At 69.3% G+C, this 22,360-nt stretch carries 16 protein-coding genes, 1 tRNA gene and 2 pseudogenes; 11 read left to right on the top strand and 8 right to left on the bottom strand.

The features are described from left to right. Positions 1 to 13: 13 nt before the first annotated feature. The 7 genes and pseudogenes from AB0D04_RS19945 to AB0D04_RS19915 all read left to right on the top strand — a co-directional run. A complete protein-coding gene (locus tag AB0D04_RS19945) occupies positions 14 to 487 on the top strand; it encodes a hotdog fold thioesterase (RefSeq protein WP_362704806.1) in 474 nt (157 codons plus the stop codon). A 473-nt stretch (positions 488 to 960) separates the two neighbouring features. Next, positions 961 to 2,169, top strand: a complete 1,209-nt coding sequence (locus tag AB0D04_RS19940; RefSeq protein ID WP_362704899.1) for a branched-chain amino acid ABC transporter substrate-binding protein — start codon at positions 961 to 963, stop codon at positions 2,167 to 2,169. A gap of 144 nt (positions 2,170 to 2,313) precedes the next feature. Beyond that, on the top strand, positions 2,314 to 3,243 hold the full coding sequence (locus AB0D04_RS19935) for a branched-chain amino acid ABC transporter permease (protein WP_362704803.1): 930 nt from the start codon (positions 2,314 to 2,316) through the stop codon (positions 3,241 to 3,243). Between the two features lie 5 nt (positions 3,244 to 3,248). Next, on the top strand, positions 3,249 to 5,063 hold the full coding sequence (locus AB0D04_RS19930; RefSeq protein WP_362704800.1) for a branched-chain amino acid ABC transporter permease: 1,815 nt from the start codon (positions 3,249 to 3,251) through the stop codon (positions 5,061 to 5,063). Between the two features lie 7 nt (positions 5,064 to 5,070). Further along, entirely contained in the window at positions 5,071 to 6,021 is a 951-nt protein-coding gene (locus AB0D04_RS19925; protein WP_362704798.1) for an ABC transporter ATP-binding protein, read from the top strand. After that, positions 6,018 to 6,734 carry an ABC transporter ATP-binding protein gene (locus AB0D04_RS19920; protein WP_362704795.1) on the top strand — a complete coding sequence of 239 codons (717 nt, stop codon included), beginning with the start codon at positions 6,018 to 6,020 and terminating at the stop codon, positions 6,732 to 6,734. The genes AB0D04_RS19925 and AB0D04_RS19920 overlap by 4 nt, the downstream gene beginning before the upstream one ends. A 247-nt stretch (positions 6,735 to 6,981) precedes the next feature. Beyond that, positions 6,982 to 7,389 (top strand): annotated as a pseudogene (locus AB0D04_RS19915) (ATP-binding protein); the annotation flags it as partial. On the opposite strand, the gene AB0D04_RS19910 reads toward AB0D04_RS19915, so the two are convergent. From AB0D04_RS19910 to AB0D04_RS19900, 3 genes are all read right to left on the bottom strand, one after another. Continuing rightward, positions 7,279 to 7,992 carry a hypothetical protein gene (locus AB0D04_RS19910; RefSeq protein ID WP_362704793.1) on the bottom strand — a complete coding sequence of 238 codons (714 nt, stop codon included), beginning with the start codon at positions 7,990 to 7,992 and terminating at the stop codon, positions 7,279 to 7,281. The pseudogene AB0D04_RS19915 and the gene AB0D04_RS19910 sit on opposite strands and share 111 nt — an antisense overlap. A gap of 3 nt (positions 7,993 to 7,995) precedes the next feature. Further along, positions 7,996 to 8,172 carry a hypothetical protein gene (locus AB0D04_RS19905; RefSeq protein ID WP_362704791.1) on the bottom strand — a complete coding sequence of 59 codons (177 nt, stop codon included), beginning with the start codon at positions 8,170 to 8,172 and terminating at the stop codon, positions 7,996 to 7,998. Between the two features lie 375 nt (positions 8,173 to 8,547). Then, positions 8,548 to 9,210: a response regulator gene (locus AB0D04_RS19900; protein ID WP_362704788.1), complete on the bottom strand. Its 663-nt coding sequence runs from the start codon at positions 9,208 to 9,210 to the stop codon at positions 8,548 to 8,550. A 98-nt stretch (positions 9,211 to 9,308) separates the two neighbouring features. Here AB0D04_RS19900 and AB0D04_RS19895 point away from each other — a divergent pair. Both AB0D04_RS19895 and AB0D04_RS19890 read left to right on the top strand, forming a co-directional pair. Continuing rightward, positions 9,309 to 9,381: transfer RNA gene (locus AB0D04_RS19895), tRNA-Leu, on the top strand. A gap of 109 nt (positions 9,382 to 9,490) precedes the next feature. Further along, entirely contained in the window at positions 9,491 to 10,264 is a 774-nt protein-coding gene (locus AB0D04_RS19890; protein WP_362704896.1) for a transcriptional regulator, read from the top strand. Positions 10,265 to 10,315: 51 nt separating this feature from the next. Here AB0D04_RS19890 and pyk read toward each other — a convergent pair whose 3' ends face one another. Together pyk and AB0D04_RS19880 are read right to left on the bottom strand one after the other, a co-directional pair. Next, entirely contained in the window at positions 10,316 to 11,752 is a 1,437-nt protein-coding gene (pyk, locus tag AB0D04_RS19885; RefSeq protein WP_362704786.1) for a pyruvate kinase, read from the bottom strand. A gap of 145 nt (positions 11,753 to 11,897) precedes the next feature. Continuing rightward, positions 11,898 to 12,617: an SIMPL domain-containing protein gene (locus AB0D04_RS19880; RefSeq protein ID WP_362704783.1), complete on the bottom strand. Its 720-nt coding sequence runs from the start codon at positions 12,615 to 12,617 to the stop codon at positions 11,898 to 11,900. Between the two features lie 212 nt (positions 12,618 to 12,829). Here AB0D04_RS19880 and AB0D04_RS19875 point away from each other — a divergent pair. Continuing rightward, positions 12,830 to 14,044 (top strand): annotated as a pseudogene (locus AB0D04_RS19875) (IS110 family transposase). Between the two features lie 267 nt (positions 14,045 to 14,311). Next, positions 14,312 to 16,135, top strand: a complete 1,824-nt coding sequence (locus AB0D04_RS19870; protein ID WP_362704780.1) for a 5'-nucleotidase C-terminal domain-containing protein — start codon at positions 14,312 to 14,314, stop codon at positions 16,133 to 16,135. 59 nt (positions 16,136 to 16,194) lie between these two features. Here the strand turns inward: AB0D04_RS19870 and AB0D04_RS19865 are convergent, their stop codons facing one another. The 3 genes from AB0D04_RS19865 to pepN form a co-directional block, all read right to left on the bottom strand. Continuing rightward, the gene (locus tag AB0D04_RS19865) at positions 16,195 to 17,619 is read right to left on the bottom strand and encodes a SidA/IucD/PvdA family monooxygenase (protein WP_362704777.1); all 1,425 of its coding nucleotides are present in this window, start codon (positions 17,617 to 17,619) and stop codon (positions 16,195 to 16,197) included. After that, positions 17,616 to 19,049, bottom strand: coding sequence for a pyridoxal-dependent decarboxylase (locus AB0D04_RS19860; protein ID WP_362704775.1), 1,434 nt, complete (start codon positions 19,047 to 19,049; stop codon positions 17,616 to 17,618). The genes AB0D04_RS19865 and AB0D04_RS19860 overlap by 4 nt, the downstream gene beginning before the upstream one ends. Positions 19,050 to 19,254: 205 nt before the next feature. Further along, the gene (gene pepN, locus AB0D04_RS19855; protein ID WP_362704772.1) at positions 19,255 to 21,822 is read right to left on the bottom strand and encodes an aminopeptidase N; all 2,568 of its coding nucleotides are present in this window, start codon (positions 21,820 to 21,822) and stop codon (positions 19,255 to 19,257) included. Positions 21,823 to 22,360 lie beyond the last annotated feature (538 nt).

Genomic DNA, 22,360 nt, shown 5'->3' with positions numbered 1-22,360 from the left:
CGGAGCCGTAGGCATGGGTGAGCAGAACACGACCAGGTTTCCGCAGGAGATCCTCGAGCAGTGGGCGGGCCTCGGCCTCGACCTGCCCGCGCTGTTCTCCGCCGGCCACCTCGGCGAGCGGATGAGCGTGCAGGTCCTCGAGGCCGCCCCGGACCGGGTCGTGGGCACCATGCCGGTCGAGGGCAACACCCAGCCCTACGGACTCCTGCACGGCGGCGCCTCCGCCGTGCTCGCCGAGACCCTCGGCTCAGTCGGCTCCATGCTGCACGGCGGCCCCACCAGGCTCGCCGTCGGCGTCGACCTCAACTGCACCCACCACCGGGGCGTGCGCTCCGGCCTGGTCACCGGCGTCGCCACCCCCGTACACCGTGGCCGCTCCACCGCCACATACGAGATCGCGATCACCGACGAGCACGGCAAGCGGGTCTGCACCGCCCGGCTGACCTGCATGCTGCGCGAGGCCGACCCCGCCGAATACCGCAGCTGAACCACCTCCGGACCCACCTCGCGGCCCCGCACCCGTCCCCGGGAGCGGGGCCGTACACATTTTCGTAACGCTGCGTAACATGCATACGTTCCCGTCCCGGCCCCATCTCCCTGGCCCCGCACCGGCGTTGACGAGCCCGTGCCTGCCGCGCCCGGTATCCGGACGCCATACCGACACCCCGGTCCACATTCGCCCACGGAAGTGCGAGTTCGCCTTCCGGGCCGTGTCCGCACCCCGGATGTAAGGACCATGAGGGCATAACGCTCATCGAGGTCATAACAAGAGCGTCACATCCTGCTCAGCGCCTCTGCCGGGCCGCCGAACACCGCTCTAGAGTTCACCGCCAGTCACCGCGACGCCGGGCGACGCTCCGAGCACGGCCCCCGTACCACCCCGTACCGCCCGGCACGCGAAACGGCCATGCGACAACCGTGGCCGCGCCAGGGAAAGGACTGATCGTGCGTCACCGTTCCTTGCTCATCCTCACCACCGCGGTCGTCTCCGGCGCCCTCACGCTCTCCGCGTGCGGCTCCCGGGGCGACACCAAGAGCGGCGACGGCTCGAAGACCACCGTCGTCATCGGCCTCGACGCCCCGACCACCGGCGAGCTCTCCGCCCTCGGTCTGGGCATCCGTAACTCCGCCCAGCTCGCCATCGACAACGCCAACAAGGCCGGCGAGGTAAAGGGCGTCACCTTCAAACTCGAAGCCCTCGACGACAAGGCCCTGCCCAACGTCGGCCAGCAGAACACCACCAAGCTCGCCGGCGACGAGGACGTCCTCGGCATCGTCGGCCCGCTCAATTCCGGCGTCGCCCAGTCCATGCAGCAGGTCTCCAAGCAGAACAACCTCACCCTGATATCCCCGGCGAACACCACGCCCGACCTCACCCAGGGCCCCGACTGGCGCAAGAACAAGCGCGCCCGCCAGTTCCCCACGTACTTCCGCACCGCCACCACCGATGAGGTGCAGGGCGCCTTCGACGGCCAGTACGCCTACGAAAAGCTGAAGACCAAGAAGGCCTACGTCATCGACGACCAGAAGACCTACGGCGTCGGCCTGGCCTCCTCCTTCAAGGACCAGTTCACCAAGCTCGGCGGCAAGATCGTCGGCACCGAACACGTCAGCCCCGACGACCGCGATTTCAAGGCCGTCGTCTCCAAGGTCAAGTCCGCCAAGCCCGACCTGGTCTTCTACGGCGGCGAATACCCCGCCTCCGGCCCCCTGAGCCAGCAGCTCAAGGACGGCGGCGTCACCGTCCCCCTCATGGGCGGCGACGGCATGTACAGCGGCGACTACATCAAGCTGAACAAGAAGGCGCAGGGCGACTACGCCTCCTCCGTCGGCAAGCCCGTCGAAGAACTCCCCTCCGCCAAGAAGTTCATCGCCGACTACAAGGCAGCCGGCTTCAAGGAGGCATACGAGGCCTACGGCGGCTCCACCTATGACGCCACCTGGGCCCTCATCCAGGCCGTCAAGGCTGTCGTCGGCGACAACGGGGGCAAGGTCCCCGAGGACGCCCGCAAGAAGGTCTCCGAGGCCATGAACAAGGTCACCTTCGACGGCGTCACCGGCCCCGTCGCCTTCGACAAGTACGGCGACACCACCAACACCATGATCACCGCCTACCAGGTCGACAAGGGTAAGTGGGTCTCCCGCTACAGCGCCCCGTTCAAGAAGTAAGAGCTGACCCACCGACGAGACCCCTCAACGCCGAAACATCCGGGCCGCGCCAGGACGCCACGAACGACCCTGGCGCGGCCCGTCGAACACCGGCATCCCGGCACCCCCGGAACCTCGTAACCCACACGCAACGGAGGCCCTGCGGTGAACGAACTGCCGCAACAGCTGGCCAATGGACTCATCCTCGGCGCGATGTACGGACTCATCGCGATCGGCTACACGATGGTCTACGGAATTGTCCAGCTCATCAACTTCGCCCACGGCGAGATCTTCATGGTCGGCGGCTTCGGCGCACTCAGCGTCTACCTCGCCCTCCCCACCGGCACCTCACTCATTCTCGCCCTGCCGATCATGCTCATCGGCGGCATCGCGGTATCCGTCCTCGTCGGCGTCGCCGCCGAACGCTTCGCCTACCGCCCCCTCCGCGGCGCACCCCGCCTCGCCCCGCTCATCACCGCCATCGGCCTCTCCATCGCCCTCCAGCAAGCCATCTGGAAGTGGTACCCCGACGGAAAACAGGCGCGCGTCTTCCCCCAGTTCAAGGGCCACGCCTTCGACGTCCTGGGCGCCACCGTCCAGCGCGGCGACCTCTTCGTCCTCATCGCCGCCCCCGCCTGCATGATCGCCCTCGGCGTCTTCGTGTCCAAAACCCGCAGCGGCCGCGCCATGCAGGCCACCGCCCAGGACCCCGACACCGCCAAGCTCATGGGCATCAACACCGACCGCATCATCGTCCTCGCCTTCGCCATCGGCGCCGCCTTCGCCGGCGTCGCCGCCGTCGCCTACGGCCTGCGCACCGGCGAGGTCCAATTCCGCATGGGCTTCATCATGGGCCTCAAGGCCTTCACCGCCGCCGTCCTCGGCGGCATCGGCAACATCTACGGTGCCATGCTCGGCGGCGTCGTCCTCGGCGTCGCCGAAGCCCTCGCCACCGCCTACATCGAAGAAATCCCCGGCATGCAGCAATTCGGCGGCGGAGCCTGGAAGGACGTCTGGGCCTTCGTCCTCCTCATCCTCGTACTCCTCCTGAGACCACAAGGTCTCTTGGGCGAACGCGTCGCGGATCGGGCGTGATAGCGATGACCACCGACACCACCACCAAGGCCACCGCCCCCGCCGGCTCCCGGGGCGTCCTCCCGCTGCCCGAACGCGCCGCCCGCATCACCACCGCAGCGGCCGCCCTCGCCACCGCTCTCACCACCGGCCTCGCCTGGACCTGGAGCAACGACTTCCCCGGCGAGCTCACCTACTACGGGTCCCCCGCGGGCCTCCAAATCCTCACCCTCGTCGGCGGCATCCTCACCCTCCTCCTCGCCGCAGCAGGACTCGGCATCCGCGGCCTCCGATGGCTCACCCCCGGCGGCCGCAACGCACCCGTACTCCTCGCCGCCCTCGCCGCCTTCGCCGCCACCTGGTTCACCCTCATAGCCATCGCCGTCCAGCTCGGCGGCCTCGTCAACCTCGAACCAGGCGGCTTCCTCGCCGGCGTCACCTCCCTCGCCGCCCTCCTCGCCGCGCTCGGCCTCCCCGCCGACCGCACCCCCGACGAACCACCCGCCGGCGCCTGGCAGCGCTTCACCGCCGCCCTCGCCGCCACCCCCGTCACACGCCGCACCCGCGAACTCCCCGGCTGGGCCGAAATCCTCATCATCGCCGCCGCCTTCGCCGCCGGACTCCTCGCCTTCATCTACGGCATCGACACCGACGACGGCGCCCCCTTCGTCGGCTACCTCCTGTTCATGGTGATCGCCATCCCCGCCCTCAACAGGGCAGGACTCATCAAGCGACTCACCGAACTCACCCACGCACACCGCGGCCCGGCCCTCTGCGCCGCCTTCCTCGCCGCCGCCAGCTTCCCGTTCACCCAGGACACCGACCAGTACACGATCATCGGGGCCAACATCCTGATCTTCGCCACCGTCGCCCTGGGGCTCAACGTCGTCGTCGGCCTGGCCGGCCTCCTCGACCTCGGATACGTCGCCTTCCTCGGCGTCGGCGCCTACGCCGCAGCCCTCGTCTCCGGCTCCGCCGAATCCGCGCTCGGCATCCAGTTCCCCTTCTGGGCAGCCCTCCTCACCGGGGCCGCCGCCTCCCTCGTCTTCGGCGTCCTCATCGGAGCCCCCACCCTCCGCCTGCGCGGCGACTACCTCGCCATCGTCACGCTCGGCTTCGGTGAGATCTTCCGTATCGCCATGCTCAACCTCAACGGCACCACCGGACCCGACGTCACCAACGGCGCCATGGGCATCCCGAACATCCCCAACCTCGAGATCCTCGGCTTCAACTTCGGCGAACCCCACAACATCCTCGGCATCCCCGTCGCCACCTACGGCAACTACTACCTGCTGATGATCCTGGTCACCGCCTTCGTCGTCCTCGTCTTCCGCCGCGCCGCCGCCTCCCGTATCGGCCGCGCCTGGATCGCCATCCGCGAGGACGAAACCGCCGCCATCGCCATGGGCATCAACAGCTTCCGGCTCCGCCTCATGGCCTTCGCCCTCGGCGCCGCGCTCGCCGGACTCGCCGGCACCGTCCACGCCCACGTCGTCACCACCGCCACCCCCGAGCAGTTCCAGTTCGCCGGCCCCCAGCCCCCCAACTCCGCCTTCCTCCTCGCCGCCGTCATCCTCGGCGGCATGGGAACCCTCAGCGGACCCCTCGTCGGCGCCGCACTGCTCTTCCTCATCCCGGCCAAACTCGACTTCCTCCAGGACTACCAGCTGCTGCTCTTCGGCATCGCCCTCGTCCTGCTGATGCGATTCCGCCCCGAAGGCCTCATCGCCGACCGCAGGAAGCAGCTCGAATTCCACGAGACCGGCCAGCTCGATGTGCCCGATCAACAGCGCCTGCCCGACGCAGACGCGACCATCGGCGTCACCAAGGCAAAGGCGTGACGACACCATGACCACAACCACCCTCGGCACCACCAACGCCACCGTCCTCGAAGCCTCCGGCGTGACCATGCGCTTCGGCGGGCTCACGGCCGTACGCGGCGTCGACCTCACCGTCGGCGCCGGCGAGATCGTCGGTCTCATCGGCCCCAACGGCGCCGGCAAGACCACGTTCTTCAACTGCCTCACCGGCCTCTACGTCCCCACCGAAGGCACCGTCAGCTACCAGGGCACCCGCCTCTCCCGGAAACCCCACCTCGTCACCCAGGCCGGCGTCGCACGCACCTTCCAGAACATCCGCCTCTTCGCCAACATGACCGTCCTGGAGAACGTCCTCGTAGGCCGCCACACCCGCACCAAGGAAGGCCTCTGGTCCGCCCTCCTGCGCGGCCCCGGCTTCAAGAAGGCGGAACGCGCCTCCGAGCAACGCGCCATGGAACTCCTGGATTTCACCGGCCTCGCCCACAAACGCGACCACCTCGCCCGCAACCTCCCCTACGGCGAGCAACGCAAGCTCGAAATCGCCCGCGCCCTCGCCAGCGACCCCGGCCTGCTCCTCCTGGACGAGCCCACCGCCGGCATGAACCCCCAGGAAACCCGCGCCACCCAGGACCTCGTCCTCGCCATCCGCGACCAGGGCACCGCCGTCCTCGTCATCGAGCACGACATGCGCTTCATCTTCAACCTGTGCGACCGCGTCGCCTGCCTCGTCCAGGGCCAGAAACTCATCGAGGGCACCGCGGACGTCGTCCAGGCCGATGAGCGGGTCGTCGCGGCCTACCTGGGCACACCGATGGACGACACGGCGGAGACCACCGGACCGGCCGGTACGGCGGACGACGACGCCCCGCCGGAACCGCCCGCCGCCACAGAAACGGCAAAGGCAGAATCCGCCAAGGCCGGAGAAAGCGCGGAAACCGGAGAGAGCGCAGAGCCTGCAGAGACCGGAGACACCCCATGACCGCACTGCTCGAAGTCGAGGACCTCCGCGTCGCCTACGGAAAGATCGAAGCCGTCAAGGGCATCTCGTTCTCCGTCGAAGCCGGCCAGGCCGTCACCCTCATCGGTACCAACGGCGCGGGAAAAACCACCACCCTGCGCACCCTCTCCGGGCTCCTCAAACCACTCGCCGGAAAGATCACCTTCGACGGAGAACCCCTCAACGGCGTACCCGCCCACAAAATCGTCGAACGCGGCCTGGCCCATTCCCCCGAAGGCCGCCGGCTCTTCCCCCGCCTCTCCATCGAGGAAAACCTCCAGCTGGGCGCCTTCCTCCGCAAGGACACCAGCGGCATCGACGCCGACATCCAGCGCGTCTACGACCTCTTCCCCATCCTCGGCGAACGCCGCAAACAAGCCTCCGGCACCCTCTCCGGCGGCGAACAGCAAATGCTCGCCATGGGCCGGGCACTGATGTCCCGCCCCAAGCTGCTCATGCTCGACGAACCCTCCATGGGCCTCTCACCGATCATGATGCAGAAAATCATGGAGACCATCCGCGAACTCCGCTCCCAAGGCACCACCATCCTCCTCGTCGAGCAGAACGCCCAGGCCGCGCTCTCCCTCGCCGACCAGGGACACGTCATGGAAATCGGCCGCATCGTGCTCTCGGGAAGCGGCCGGCATCTGCTGCACGACGAATCCGTACGCAAGGCGTACCTGGGCGAGGACTGAGCCGTACGGGGGCCGGACCCGCCCGGCCCCCGTACAGCGCACTCAGCCGACCGGCCCCCGGCTCACCACATCGAGGTCAACGCGTAATACCACGCGTAAAGAACCGCCGGCAGCGCCCCGATGAGCACCGCCACGGCGGTAAGCACCACAGGAAGCCGGCGCGCCGACCTCAGCACTTTGCCGAGATATCCCACGAGGACGAAAAAGCCGGAATCACCACGGCTCCGGCGATCGGCCACACCAGCGAATGCGAATGCACGGCAGCACCGTCCGTGACGTCACCGGACGCGACACCGCACTCAGCCAACTGACCGCTCAACTCGCCACAGCCGCCCACAGCACCACAACCGTCACCGTCATCACCGGGATGCCCGGCGTCGGCAAAACCGCCCTCGCCCTCCACACCGCACACACCGCCCGCCACCACTTCCCCGACGGCCGGCTCTACGTCAACCTCCACCACACCGACCAGCCGCCGGATCACCGGCGACGACAGAGTGGACAAAGAACGAGCCGCAGCGCGGGAGATCATCGATGCCTGCGGCTACCTACCCTTGGCCGTCCGCATCGCCGCATCCCAGCTGACCGCCCGCCGCACCTGGACCATCGCCCACCTCGCCCACCAACTCACCGACAGCCGACGGCACTTGACCGAAATCCACGCCGGCGACCTCAGCATCCGAGCCACCTTCGAACGCGGCTGCCAAGAGCTCTCACCCCAACAAGCCCGCACCTTCCGCCTCATGAGCCTCCCCGATGGCCCCGGCGTCTCCCCCCTGCAGCCGCAGCCCTCCTCGACACCGGCACCCCCACCGCCGAAGAACTCACCGAATCCCTCGTCGACACCGCCCTCGACTGGCTGACCACCGAAGCCCACCCCCTCCTCGCCCTCGTCCGCCAAACCACCGACACCGACACCTTTATCAACACCGCCGAACGCCAAAAGGCTGCCGACCTCCTCCTGATCACCCAAGATCTGGTGGAAAGCCGCAGCCTCCTCCCCCGCTACGCCCAAGCCGCCCAGCAACTCGCCCACACGGCACAGGAATCCGACGCCCCCCACAGCGAAGGCCGCGCACGCCTCCTGCCGGCCCGCGCCCACGCCCGCCTTGGCAACTTCCACGAAGCCGACACCCACACCCGCGCCGCGCTCACCCACAGCCGCGCCGCCGGCGATCCCCCCACCCACAGCCGCGCCCTCAGCCACCGCGGCGTCGACGCGCTCACCGCCCACGGCTACGACGACGCCGTCCAGCACCTCTCACAGGCCCTCGACGCATTGCGGAACGACGGCGACCGCCACGGCGAAGCCGCCGTCCTCAACAACCTCGCCCGCACCCACCTGGGCCTCCGCCGCCGTCCAGGACGCCCACACCACAGCCGAGAAAACCCTGCAGCCCAACCGCGCCGCCTCGGCGCCACCGCACGCCAGGGCCACTCCCTCTGCACCCTGGGGCGCATCCTCGCCGCAGCAAACCGCCCCACCGAAGCACTCGACCGGTACAAGGACGTCCTGACGATCTTCGACGAGGAACGACAGCCCCTCTGGCAAGGCCTCGCCCTCTTCCGCATGGCCGAGGTCCTGCTGACCTCCGGCCGCCCCGGCGACGCCGCAGGCCGCGCGGAACGCGCGCTCGAGCTGCTGCGCGACATCGGCGGCAGCCGGCGACAGGCCAAAGTTTTCATGGCTCTTGGCCAGGCACGCGAAGCCCTCGGCGAAGGAGACCGGTCCGCGCCGCCCACCAGAAGGCGCCAGCGAGCTTCGAGGGCACGCGCGCCGCCGAAACCGACGGCGCCCGCGCCCTCCTGGCCGCTACTGCCCCTCCGCCTGATCCTTCTGCTTCTTCTCCTCGGCGTCCTCAATGACCGCCTCGGCGACCTGCTGCATCGACAGCCGCCGGTCCATCGACGTCTTCTGGATCCACCGGAACGCGGCCGGCTCGGTCAGCCCGTACTGCGTCTGCAGAATGCTCTTCGCACGGTCGACGAGCTTCCGCGTCTCCAGCCGCTGGGTGAGGTCCGCGACCTCCTTCTCCAGCGTCTTCAGCTCGGTGAACCGGCTCACCGCCATCTCGATCGCCGGCACGACATCGCTCTTGGAGAACGGCTTCACGAGGTACGCCATCGCACCGGCGTCCCGCGCCCGCTCCACCAGCTCGCGCTGCGAGAACGCGGTGAGCATCAGCACCGGGGCGATGCTCTCCTCGGCGATCTTCTCGGCTGCCGAGATACCGTCCAGAACCGGCATCTTCACGTCCAGGATCACCAGGTCGGGCCGGTGCTCCCGGGCCAGCTCGATGGCCGTCTGGCCGTCCCCGGCCTCGCCGACGACCGTGTAGCCCTCTTCCTCCAGCATCTCTTTGAGATCGAGACGGATGAGCGCCTCGTCCTCGGCGATCACGACGCGGGTGGTCAGCGGCGGGACATGCGACTGATCATCGTCGGTGACGGGCTGCTCGGGCTCGGCGGCGCTCACGGGACTCCTCTTGCTGGCAGGTGGTGCCCCATGAGCCTACCTATCTCCTGTATGTTTGATGCACGGCGGGTCTTCGCTAACCTTGGTTTCCAAGGCTGGCCCTGGTAGCCCAGCGGCAGAGGCACGGTGCTCAAACCACCGACAGCGTGGGTTCGAATCCCACCCAGGGCACTTCACCTTCATTTCGAAGGCCTTCCGACGGTTGGAGATCTTCACCCGCAGCGGTGAACGCTCCTTCGATTCCATTCTCACGCGGCGAACCCACACCATGCTCGGGTTCGTGTACGACATCCCCACGCGTGAACGCGCGCTCTCTCTCGTCGCCCAAGGCCGCAGCCTCAACTCCGTGAGCAAGCAGACCGGCATATCGCGGCATGCGATCCGCTCCTGGCAGACCCGGATCGAACCGATCTCCCGTAAGGGCGAATGCCCGCGATGCGAGCGATTGCCGAGACCGCCCGAGTCAGTCGAGGCGTACGCGTACTTACTCGGTCTCTACCTCGGCGACGGCTGCCTCAGCAGACAGCCGCGAGGACGTGGGTACACACTCCGCATCGCATGTGCGGACGCATGGCCGGGCTTGATCGTGGCGTGCCGCGACGCGATGAAGGCGGTCCGCCCGATGAACAGCGTGTGTGTCATCCAACGCCAGGGCTGCGTCATGGTAACGAGCTACAGCCACCACTGGCCTTGCCTCTTCCCTCAGCACGGGCCCGGCAAGAAGCACAACCGGCGCATTACCCTCGAAGCCTGGCAGCAGCGGATTGTGGATGAACATCCCTGGGCATTCATCCGCGGCCTGATCCACTCCGACGGCTGCCGAATCACCAACTGGACGACGCGGATGGTCGGCGGGGAGCGCAAGCGCTACGAATACCCGCGGTACTTCTTCACGAACAGGTCCGCCGACATCCTGCGGCTCTATACGGACACCCTCGACAAGGTCGGTGTCGAGTGGAAGCCGGCCCGGCAGTCCCGCAAGGCGGAAAACATCTCCGTCGCCCGCAAGGCCTCGGTGGCCCTCATGGACCAACACATCGGGCCGAAGTACTGACAGGGACGGCAGTCAGAACCTCGGCCCAGCGCATTCGGTGCGCGCTACGGCTTACTTCGGGGCGTCGTCCTCGCCGATGTGGTGGACGCGGACGAGGTTGGTGGAGCCGGGGACTCCGGGTGGGGAGCCGGCGGTGATGATGACGACGTCGCCCTTTTGGCAGCGGCCGATCTTCAGGAGCTGCTCGTCCACCTGGGCCACCATTTCGTCGGTGGAATTGACGGTGGGGCCGAGGAAGGTTTCCACGCCCCAGCTGACGTTGAGCTGGGAGCGGGTGGCCTCGTCGGGGGTGAAGGCCAGGAGCGGGATGGGCGAGCGGTAGCGGGAAAGGCGGCGGACCGTATCGCCGGACTGGGTAAAGGCGACGAGGAACTTGGCGCCGAGGAAGTCGCCCATTTCGGCGGCGGCGCGGGCAACGGCGCCGCCCTGGGTGCGGGGCTTGCTCGTCAGCGTCAGCGGCGGGAGGCCCTTGGCCAGGATGTCTTCCTCGGCGGCCTCGACGATGCGGCTCATCGTCCTGACCGTTTCGGTGGGGTATTTACCGACGCTGGTTTCGCCGGAGAGCATTACGGCGTCCGTGCCGTCGATGACGGCGTTGGCGACATCGGAGGCCTCGGCGCGGGTGGGCCGGGAGTTGTCGATCATCGAGTCGAGCATCTGGGTCGCGACGATGACCGGCTTGGCGTTGCGCCTGGCGAGTTTGACGGCGCGCTTCTGGACGATCGGGACGGTTTCCAGGGGCATTTCGACGCCGAGGTCGCCGCGGGCGACCATGATGCCGTCGAAGGCGGCGACGATGTCGTCGATGTTGTCGACCGCCTGGGGCTTCTCCACCTTGGCGATGACGGGGAGGAAGCGGTCCTCCTCGCGCATGATGCGGTGGACATCTTCGATGTCGCGGCCGCTGCGGACGAAGGAGAGGGCGATGATGTCGGCGCCGGTGCGCAGGGCCCAGCGGAGGTCGTCCCGGTCCTTTTCGGAGAGGGCGGGGACGGATACGGCGACGCCGGGGAGGTTGAGGCCTTTGTGGTCGGAGACCATGCCGCCTTCGATGACCTTGGTGTGGACGCGGGGGCCGGAGACCCCGGTGACCTCCAGAGTCACCCTGCCGTCGTCGACGAGGATGCGCTCGCCGGTGGTGACGTCGTCCGCGAGGCCGGAATAGGTGGTGCCGCAGATGCGGCGGTCGCCTTCGACGGACGGTTCGACGGTGATGGTGAACTCGTCGTCGCGTTCGAGAAGTACGGGGCCTTCCTGGAATCGGCCGAGGCGGATCTTCGGACCTTGAAGGTCGGCGAGGATGCCGACGCTGCGGCGGGTTTCTTCTGATGCTTTGCGGACCCGCTCGTAGCGCGCTTCGTGGTCGGCGTAGTTGCCGTGGCTGAGGTTGAAGCGGGCGATGTCCATTCCGGCGTCTACGAGGGCTTTGATCTGCTCGTACGAGTCGGTGGCGGGTCCTAGTGTGCAGACAATCTTTGCTCGGCGCATGTTTCGACCCTATGACCTACCGGGCGGTAGGGAACGGTAAAGAAGTGACAGCCCAACGACCGCTCAGTGAAAGGCTGTTGACAAGTATTGGAATGGGCATGGAGGTGCTCTGATGAGCGGAATTTCGGCCTTGTGGGGCGCGGTCTCATAGTGCGGGACGGGTCATCGTAAAGCGTGCGTTGACATTGGCGTAGACGGTCTGGCGCTGGGGCTGGAGGTCGAGGGCGGGAGCCGGGGCGGGCGCGGCGCCCGGGTCGGGCGGCGCGGGCGCGTAGCCGGCCATGACGGGCGGGGTGGGCGGGAGGGCGTTTTCGGCGCCGAGGTCGGCGAGCTCGACGATGGCGTCGAGGCGGGCGCCGAGGGCTTCGGCGTATTCGCGGGCGCGCTGGACGGCTTCGCGGACGGCCTGGGTGCGGGCGGCGCGGTGGGCGGGTGAGTCGGGGCGCAGGGCCCACCAGGGGCCGGCGACGCGGGTGAGCTCGAGGTCGGCGAGGCGGGTGGTGAGTTCGCCGAGGGCGGTGAAGTCGTTGAGGGCGGCGGTGAGGGTGACGCTGCCGTGATAGGCGCGGATGCGTTCGTTGCGGCCGTTGTAGGTGAGCTGGGGGTGGATGCTGAAGGCGCCGGTTTCGAGTTTTTCGATGGCGTCGCCGTAGCTCTTGATGAGGGTGAGGGCCTCGTCGTTGCGGCGGGTGAGGTCGGTGAGGGCGGCGTTGCGGTCGGTGCCGCGGGCGGTGACGGTGACGAAGACGCGGGCGATTTCGGGGTCGACCTCGAGGCGGGCCTCGCCGCGTACGGCGAGGCGGGGGGTGTCGGGGGTGCCGTAGGGCAGAGGGGCGGGTGCGTCTTCGGGGGTGTGGGCTGCCATGGGGTCTCCGTAAGTTGTTAGGCGGCCCGGGAGGGCCGGATGTGGCTTATGGGGTCTTGCCTTCAGTGGCTCCCAAGGAGTGGCCGTCCGACTCTTCGGGGCGCCCTGGCTGCTGATGGAGATGTGCGCGCCGTGTGCGGTCGCTGATTACGGAGATGACAGCGGGGTGTTCCTCGGGCCGACGGCATGCTGCGCGGAACGAGGAGGGGCGAGTGAGCAAGCGGCAGGCCCGGATCTGGGTGGGTATCGACGCGGGCAAAGGGCATCACTGGGCGGCGGCGGTCGATGAGACCGGCGCGGCCTTGTGGTCGAGGAAGATCGACAACGACGAATCGGCAATCCTGACTGCGCTCGGCGAGATTCTGGACCTGGGGGACGAGGTGTACTGGGCGGTGGACATCTCCGGTACGTCCTCCGCGCTGCTGCCGGCCCTGCTGGCGGCCCACGGGCAGCGGGCCGTCTACGTGCCCGGCCGGACGGTCAACCGTATGTCGGGCGCCTACCGGGGCGAGGCCAAGACGGATGCCCGCGATGCCTACGTCATCGCCGAAACCGCCCGCCACCGCAACGACTTCACCGCTATCGACGTGCCCGCCCAGCCGGCCGCCGACCTCGCGCTGCCGACCGCCCACCGCTCCGACCTCGTGGCCGACCGGGTACGGATGATCAACCGTCCGCGTGACGTGCTGACCGGCGTCTTTCCCGCGCTGGAGCGGGCTTTCGACTACAGCAGCCACAAGGGTGCGCCGGTGCCGCTGACGGGCTAGCAGGCCCCGGCCGCCATCCGGCGCCGCGGGCGGGCCCGGCTGACGGCATGGCCGGCCAACCGCAGTGTCCGGGGCGCCGATGCGGTCGCGGCCACGGCTCTGGAGGCGGCTCGGGCCCAGCAGACCGCGCTGCCCGGCGAGGACATCGCCGCGCAGATCGTTGCCGACCCGGCCACCCAGATCCTGGACCTGGACGACCGCTTGAAGCGGATCGACAAGCAGATCCGCGACACGTTCCGCAGCCACCCGCAGGCGGAGATCATCGAGTCCCTGCCCGGCCTGGGCCCGATACTCGGAACGGAGTTCGTCGTCGCCGCCGGGGACTTGTCCGCCTACGTGGACGCCGGCCACCTGGCCTCGGCGGCCGGGCTGGTGCCCGTCCCACGGGACTCCGGACGACGGACCGGCAATCTTCACCGGCCGAAGCGCTACAGCCGCCGCCTGCGACGGGTGTTCTCCATGTCCACCCAGACCAGCATCATCCGCGCGGGCCCGAACCGGGACTTCTACCTCAAGAAGCGCGGCGAGGGCTGCAAGCACGTCCAGGCCGTCATCGCCCTGGCCCGCCGACGCGCCGGCGTCCTGTGGGCGCTTATGCGCGACAACCGGGTCTTCACCTCCGCCCCGCCGGTCACGCAGGCGGCTCGACTTGGTCATTGAGACTCCTGGGCACTGTGAGTGGTGGGTGGTTGAGGGGTGTGGTGGTGAAGAGTCGCATATCGGGGGCGGGTTGGGGTGGGCGATCCCATGGAGACGTGGGCGAGGGGTGTTGCGTGAGGGACGGGTGCGTGCAGAATCTACGCGCGTCATCCGTGGACGCCACCCAGCTGCGCCGCCCCGCGTCCGGGGCGGAGTTTGCTCAAGTTCGTCCGCTGACGGCCGGGTTCATCAGTGTTTTCATCCGTGTGTTCGTCCGAGGGAGTTGGCATGTCGTTCGGCCGTAGGAAGTTCTTGGGGAGTTCTGTGGTGACGGGGGCCGGGGTGGCGCTCGCGGGGGCTGCGGGCGTACCCGTGGCGGAGGCCGCGGAGGTGCGGCAGCAGGGCGGGCGTGATGCCGGACGCCGGGGTGAGCGGTATGCGTTCACGGTCATGGGGACGACGGATCTGCACGGCAATGTCTTCAACTGGGACTACGCCACGGACGCCGAGTTCGACGATGCGGATCACAACGATGTGGGTCTGGCGAAGATTTCCACGCTGGTGACGGATGTGCGGCGGGAGAAGGGCCGGCACAACACGCTGCTGATCGATGCGGGCGACACCATTCAGGGCACGCAGCTGGCGTATTACTACGCCAAGGTTGATCCGATCACGGATCCGGGCGGTCCGGTGCATCCGATGGCGCGGGCGATGAATGCGATCGGCTATGACGCGGCCGCGCTGGGGAATCACGAGTTCAATTACGGGATTCCGGTGCTACGGAAGTTCGAGGAGAGCTGTGATTTTCCGCTGCTGGGGGCGAATGCGGTGGATGCGCAGTCGCTGCGCCCGGCGTTCCGTCCGTATGTGATGAAGCGGTTGAGCTCGCCGCACGGGCGGGAGGTGAAGGTGGCGGTGCTGGGTTTGACGAATCCGGGGATCGCACTGTGGGACAAGGCGCATGTGCAGGGGAAGCTGGCGTTTCCGGGGCTGGTCGAGCAGGCGGCGAAATGGGTGCCGAGGCTGCGGTCGATGGGTGCGGACGTGGTGCTGGTGTCGGCGCATTCAGGGATGAGCGGTACCTCGTCGTACGGGGATCAGTTGCCGTATGTGGAGAATGCGGCGGCGTTGGTGGCGGAGCAGGTGCCGGGGATCGATGCGATTTTGGTGGGGCATGCGCATGTGGAGGTTGCCGAGCGGCGGGTGGTGAACAAGGAGACGGGCCGGGAGGTGGTGCTCTCGGAGCCGTTGAAGTGGGGGCAGCGGCTGACGCTTTTCGATGTGGTGGTGGAGTGGCGTCGGGGGCGTTGGGAGGTCGGGTCGGTCGGCTCCCGGGTTCTGAAGTCGAATGCGGTGGCGGAGGATGCGCGGATCACGGAATTGCTGCGGGCGGAGCATCGCAAGGTCGTGGCGTATGTGAACCGGGTGATCGGCCGGTCCAAGGCGGAGATGACGGCGGCGGAGGCGCCGGTGAAGGACACCCCGATCCTGGACTTCATTTCCTTTGTGCCGGCGGAGGTGGTGCGTAAGGCGCTGGCCGGGTCGGAGTATGCGTCGTTGCCGGTGTTGTCGCAGGCGTCGTGTTTTTCGCGGACGGCGAAGGTTCCGGAGGGGGATGTGACGATCCGGTCGATGGCTGCGCTGTATCCGTTCGACAATACGCTGGAGGCGCGGGTGCTGACGGGGGCGCAGATGCGGGAGTATCTGGAGTTCTCGGCGCGATATTACGTGCAGACGGCGGCCGGGGACGGTCCGGTGGATCCGTCAAGGATCACGAATGCGGACGGTACGCCGGATTACAACTATGACGCGGTGAGTGGCGTCTCGTACGAGATCGATATCGCGAAGCCGGCGGGTCGGCGGATCGGAAAGCTGACGTTCGAGGGGAAGCCGGTGGATGATGCGGCGAAGTTCGTTCTGGCGGTGAACAACTACCGGGCCAGTGGGGGTGGGGGTTTCCCGCATGTGGCGGGTGCGCAGCAGGTGTGGTCGACGTCGGATGAGATCCGGACCCTGATTATTGGGTGGGTGCAGGAAAGCGGTGGGATCGATCCGGCGACATTTGCTTCGGTGGATTGGAAGGTGACGCGGGACGGAGTGCCGGTGTTCTGAGGCGGGGCCGGATACCGGGGCGGCGGTGCCGTGGGGGCGCCGCCGCCGCGGGGCGGGGTTCAGTGCCGGGGAACGAGCGTGGACCCCTGCCGCGGGACGGTGCCGGTGCATTCCGGGGAGGGCTGCTGGAGGCCGAAGGTGGTGAAGGCGGTGCGGGTGGGGAGGGGGTAGGCGGGGGTGTCGGTGAGGGAGTTGAGGATGGTGGCGCTGCGCCAGGCGGCCAGGCCGAGGTCGGGGGTGCCGACGCCGTGGGTGTGGGTTTCGGCGTTCTGGACGTAGATCGCGCCGGTGATGGAGGGGTCGAGGGCGAGGCGGTGGTGCTCGTCGACGCGGGGGCGGCCCGAGCGGTCGCGGCGTACGTGGGGGTCGAGGGCGGCGAGGAGGGTGTCGAGGCGGCGTTCGCGGTAGCCGGTGGCGAGGACGACGGCGTCGGTGGTGAGGCGGGAGCGGGTGCCTTGCTGGGTGTGGTCGAGGTGGAGCTCGATTTTGGTGGTGCCTACGCGGCCTGCGGTGCGTACGGAGACGCCTGGGGTGAGGGTGGTGTCGGGCCAGCCGCCGTGGAGGGTGCGGCGGTAGAGCTCGTCGTGGATGGCGGCGAGGGTGTCGTGGTCGATGCCTTTGTGGAGCTGCCACTGGCCGGGGACGAGTGCGTCGCGTACGGGTTCGGTCAGGGCGTGGAAGTAGCGGGTGTAGTCGGGGGTGAAGTGTTCGAGGCCGAGCTTGCTGTATTCCATGGGGGCGAAGGCGGCGGTACGGGCGAGCCAGTGGAGGCCTTCGCTGCCGGTGGGGCGGGCGCGGAGCAGGTCGAGGAAGATTTCGGCGCCCGATTGGCCGGCGCCGATGACGGTGACGTGGTCGGCGGCCAGGAGGCGTTCGCGGTGGTCGAGGTAGTCGGCTGAGTGGATGACGGGGACGGTGGGGGCGTCGGCGAGGGGGCGCAGGGGTTCGGGGATGTGGGGGGCGGTGCCGATGCCCAGGGCGATGTTGCGGGCGTAGGTGCGGCCGAGGGCTTCGGCTTCGCCGTCGGTGTCGAGTTGGGTGAAGTCGACTTCGAAGAGGGCGCGTTCGGGGTTCCAGCGCAGGGCGTCGATCTGGTGGCCGAAGTGGAGCCCGGTGAGGTTTTCGCTGACCCAGCGGCAGTAGGCGTCGTATTCGGCGCGGTGGATGTGGAATTTCTCGGCGAAGTAGAAGGGGTAGAGGCGCTCGCGGCTGCGGAGGTAGTTGAGGAAGGTCCAGGGGCTGGTGGGGTCGGTGAGGGTGACGAGGTCGGCGAGGAAGGGGACTTGGAGGGTGGCGCCGTCGATGAGGAGGCCGGGATGCCAGTGGAAGGCGGGGCGCTGGTCGTAGAAGGCGGTGCGCAGGTGGGTGAGGGGGTGGGCGAGGGCGGCGAGGGAGAGGTTGAAGGGGCCGATGCCGATGCCGGCGAGGTCGAGGGGGGTGTCGGGGCCGGTGGTGTCCGGGCCGGTGGTGTCGGGAGGGGTCATCGGGGGGTGTGGCCTTCCACGAGTTTGAGGAGGGTGGTGAGGTCTCCGGGCTGGGTGTGGGGGTTGAGGAGGGTGGCCTTGAGCCAGAGGCCGGTGGGGGTGGTGGCGCGGCCGAGGACGGCGTGTCCGTCGGTGAGGAGGGTGCGGCGGATGGCGGCGAGGGTGGTGGGGTCGGCGCCGGTGGGGCGGAAGAGGACGGTGCTGAGGGTGGGGCGGGAGTGGAGTTCGTAGCGGGGGTGGGCCTCGATGAGGTCGGCGAGGGTCTGGGCGGCGGCGAGGGTGCGGTCGACGAGGTCGCCGAGGCCGGCGCGGCCGAGGGCTTTGAGGGTGACGGCGATTTTGAGGATGTCGGGGCGGCGGGTGGTGCGCAGTGAGCGGCCGAGGAGGTCGGGCAGGCCCGCTTCGGTGTCGTCGTCGGCGTTGAGGTAGTCGGCCTGGTGGGCGAGGGGGGCGAGGGCGGTGGCGTCGGGGACGGCGAGGAGGCCGGCGGCGACGGGCTGCCAGCCGAGTTTGTGCAGGTCGAGGGTGACCGTGTGGGCGCGGTCGAGGCCGTGCAGGGCGGTGCGGTGGAGGGTGCTGAAGAGGAGGGGGCCGGCGTAGGAGGCGTCGACGTGAAAACGCGCTCCATGGCGTTCGGCGAGGTCGGCGAGGGCGGGGAGGGGGTCGATGGCGCCGGAGTCGGTGGTGCCGGCGGTGGCGGCGAGGAGTACGGGGCCGGTGTGACCGACGAGGCTGGCGAGGCAGGTGTGGACGGTGTCGGGGGTGAGGATGCCGTCCGGGGTGGGGAGGGTGAGGGGTTCGGGGAGGCCGAGGAGCCAGGCGGCGCGGTGGATGCTGTGGTGGGCGTTGGCGCCGCAGACGATCTGGAGGGGGGCGCCGGGCAGGCCCGTGTACGAGGACTCGTGCGGCTCCCTGGCGGCCTCGCGGGCCAGGAGGACGGCGAGTTGGTTGGATTCGGTGCCGCCGGTGGTGACGAGGGTGTCGGGGGCGGCGGCCCGGGGGTGGACGAGGGCGGCGAGTTCGCGGCAGGTGAGGGCCTCGAGTTCGGAGGCGGCGGGGGCCTGGTCCCAGGAGTCCATCGAGGGGTTGAGGGCGCTGGCGGCGAGGTCGGCGGCGGCGGCGAGGGCCAGCGGCGGGCAGTGCAGGTGGGCGGCGCAGTGGGGGTCGGCGGGGTCGGCGGCGCCGGCGGCGAGGGTGTGGATCAGGGTGCGCAGTGCCTGGTGGGCGCCGGTGCCGTGTTCGGGGAGCAGGGGGGCGCAGGCGGTGCGTACGGCGTGGGCGACGGCGTCGGGGCCGCCGGGTGGGAGGGGGCCGGCTCGGTGCTCGGCGCCGGTGGTGAGGGCGTCGAGGACGGTGTCGAGGAGGGGGCGGAGTGCGCGGGGGCCGTTGGTGCCGCCTGCGAGGGCGGTCCCGGCAGAGGGCACGGGCATCAATGCGCTCTTCTTCAGGGGGAGTTCGGGTGGTGGCCACTGGGGACCAAGGCCGCCCTAAGTTACTTTCCCTGCACGGTGCGTAGGCACCTGTTGCCGCACCACCACTCGTACGGGCGGTGGTACCACCCTTTTGTGTTACGGGCCTGCCGCAGTTGTTCGGGTGCCGCCGGGCGTTGTCCCGGTGGCACCCGGTGCGGCGGCCTTATTCCTGAGCGGCGCGGACCCGCAACGCCCGCCGCAGGTCGTCGAGTTGGTCGATGAGCTTGCGGCGCAGAGCGGGGGTCGGGTTGCCGTCGGCGAGGCAGGCTTCGCCGAGGCGGAGGGTTTCGGGGGCGATGTGGGTGGCGGGGAAGGCGTAGCGGCCGGCGGCATCGGCGAGGGCGGGGCCGCGGGCGGCGGCGAGGGCGGGGGCGTCGGTGAAGTAGCGGGCGACGTAGGGGCGGAGCAGGTCGTGCTGTTCGGGGGCCCAGAAGCCGGTGGCGGTGGCGGTGAAGAGGTAGTTGGAGAGGGCGCCCTGTTCGTCGGTGGTGAACAGCGCCTCCCAGGCGGCCTGTTTGGCGGCCGGATCGGGGAGGGCGGCGCGGCAGCGGGCGGCGCCCTGGCGGCCGGTGGCGCTGGGGTCGCGGGTGAGTTCGGCGTCGATGGCCTCGGGGGTGGTGGCGCCGAGGGCGGCGAGGCGGCCGAGGATGCGCCAGCGCAGTTCCGGGTCGAGGTCGGGGCCGCCGGGGACGCTGCCGTCGTCGAGCCAGTCCTGGAGGCCTTCGGGGGTGGTGGCGCTGTCGATGAAGGCGCGCACCGCGCTCAGGCGCAGGCCGGTAGAGGTGTCGTGGGCGGGGCCTTCGGTGCGGCGCAGGATGTCGCGGCTGATGGCGGTGAGGGTGGCCAGGGCGGTGTGGCGGGTGGGGGTACCTCCCTGTTCGAGCGAAGTCGAGCGCTTGGGGGACGGGGGGAGGTAGCGGTCGGCGATCTGGGTGCGGGCGAAGGTGAGGACGCCCTGGACGAGGGCGAGGTCGTCCTCGTGCGGGAGGTGGGCGCGGGCGGCGTCCAGGTAGGCAGTGGGGGCGAGTTCGCCGTCGCGGACCATGTCGCGGGCGGCGTTCCAGACGACGGCGCGGGTCAGCGCGTCGGGCAGGGCGGACAGGGCGCGCAGGGCGGTGTCCCAGGAGGCGGCATCGAGGCGGACCTTGGCGTAGGTGAGGTCGCCGTCGTTGAGGAGGACCAGGGCGGGGCGGCGGCCGGGCGTGGGGTGGGCACCGTGGTCGGGGACTTCCCGGGACAGGGGCTTGCGCGGGATGAGGCGGGTCGGGGTGGTGGGGTCCTGGTCGTACAGGCCGATGGTGAGCTGGTGGGGGCGGGTGCCGTCCTGGCTTCCGGTCTGGTCGATACGCAGGGTCCAGTGGCCGTCCTCGGTTTCGGTGAGGACGGGGGTGAGGGTGTCGACTCCGGTGGTGCGCAGCCAGCGTTCGGCCCAGGTGTGGACGTCGCGGTCGGTGGCGCGGGCGAGGGAGTCGATGAAGTCGGCGAGGGTGGCGTTGGCGAAGCGGTGCCGGGCGAAGTGGTCGTTGATGCCGGCGAGGAAGTCCTTCTCGCCCATCCAGGCGACGAGTTGGCGCAGTGCGGAGGCGCCCTTGGCGTAGGAGATGCCGTCGAAGTTGAGGAGGGCGGAGGCGGTGTCGGGGACGTCGTCGGGGGCGGGGGCCACGGGGTGGGTGGAGGGGCGCTGGTCGGCGTCGTATCCCCAGCCTTTTCGGGCGACGGCGAAATCGGTCCAGGTTTCGGTGAAGCGGGTTGCCTCGGAAAGGACTTGGTAGCCCATGTATTCGGCGAAGGATTCGTTGAGCCAGATGTCGTCCCACCATTGGAGGGTGACGAGGTCGCCGAACCACATATGGGCCATTTCGTGGGAGATGACCATGCCGCGGGTCTGGCGTTCGGTGTCGGTGACGGCGGAGCGGTAGACGAATTCGTCGCGGAAGGTGACGAGTCCCGGGTTTTCCATTGCGCCGGCGTTGAATTCGGGGACGAATGCCTGGTCGTAGGAGTCGAACGGGTAGGGCTCGTCGAAGAGCTGGTGGTAGCGGTCGAAGCAGCGGCGGGTGATGTCGAGGATTTCCTCGGCGTCGGCGTCGAGGTGGGGGGCCAGGGAGCGGCGGCAGTGGATGCCGAAGGGCAGTCCGGCGTGTTCGGTGCGTACGGAGTGCCAGGGGCCGGCGGCGAGGGCGACGAGGTAGGTGGAGATGAGGGGGGTGGGGGCGGCCTTCCAGGTGCCGTCGCCCAGGTGCTCGGTGATGCCGTTGGCCAGGACGGTCCAGTCTTCGGGGGCGGTGACGGTGAGCGCGAAGACGGCCTTGAGGTCGGGCTGGTCGAAGGCGGCGAAGACGCGCTGGACGTCGTCCATGAAGAGCTGGGTGTAGACGTAGCTCTCGTTGTCGGCGGGGTCGGTGAAGCGGTGCATGCCTTCGCCGGTGTGGGAGTAGCGCATGGTGGCGTCGAGGCGGAGTTCGTGGGTGCCCGCGGTGAGGCCGGGGAGGGGGAGGCGGTTGTCGTCGAGAGCGGCGGGGTCGATGGGGTGGCCGTCGAGGATGGCGGTGTGCAGTTCGACGGGCTTGATCTCGACGAAGGTGTCGCCGGGCTCGTGTGCGCTGAAGTGGATGACCGTACGGGATCCGAAGTGGTCCTCGCCTTGGGTGAGGTCGAGGGCGATCTCGTAGCGGTGGACGTCGATGAGCCGGGCTCGGGTCTGCGCCTCGTCGCGCTGCAGTGCGGGCATGACGGTCATGCTGCCACCCGTGTGTTGGGCGGTGCACGGGTGTTTGGCAAGGTCGCCGTGGGGGGCGGTGTCTTGCGGTTTCGTGGGTGGCTTCGGGGTTGGTGGGGGCTGGTGGCGGGCGGGGTCTGTTGGTGCCGGGGGGCCGGAGGGGACGCACGGGGGTCCGTCCTCGGGCCGGGCGCTTCTGGTCCATGGACTGGGCACCCCGGCGTCCGCTCCGGTCCCTGCGGGCGGACCCCCGTACATCCCCTCCGGCCTACGTGTCCCGTCTGCCGGCCGGTGGCACCGCCCGTCCACACACAGGAGACCGGCCGTGCCGTGCCGTGGCGTGGCGTGACCGTCATGGGTGCGGAGGGCTGGCCGCCCGCGGGGCCGCCAGTGCCCGCGGCCCGGCAACACTGCCCGTACCCGTACCCGTAGGTGTACCCGCACCCGTACCCGTTCCCGTACCTGTGCCCGTAGCCGTGGCTGAGTCCGGCTCGGCCGGGCTGTGTTGTGAGGGTCATGGGGACGGCGGGACGGCCGCCCGCGTCGGTGG

The organism is Streptomyces sp. NPDC048483 (assembly GCF_040651455.1).
Lineage (GTDB): Bacteria > Actinomycetota > Actinomycetes > Streptomycetales > Streptomycetaceae > Streptomyces.
This window is presented reverse-complemented; position numbering and strand designations above follow the sequence as displayed.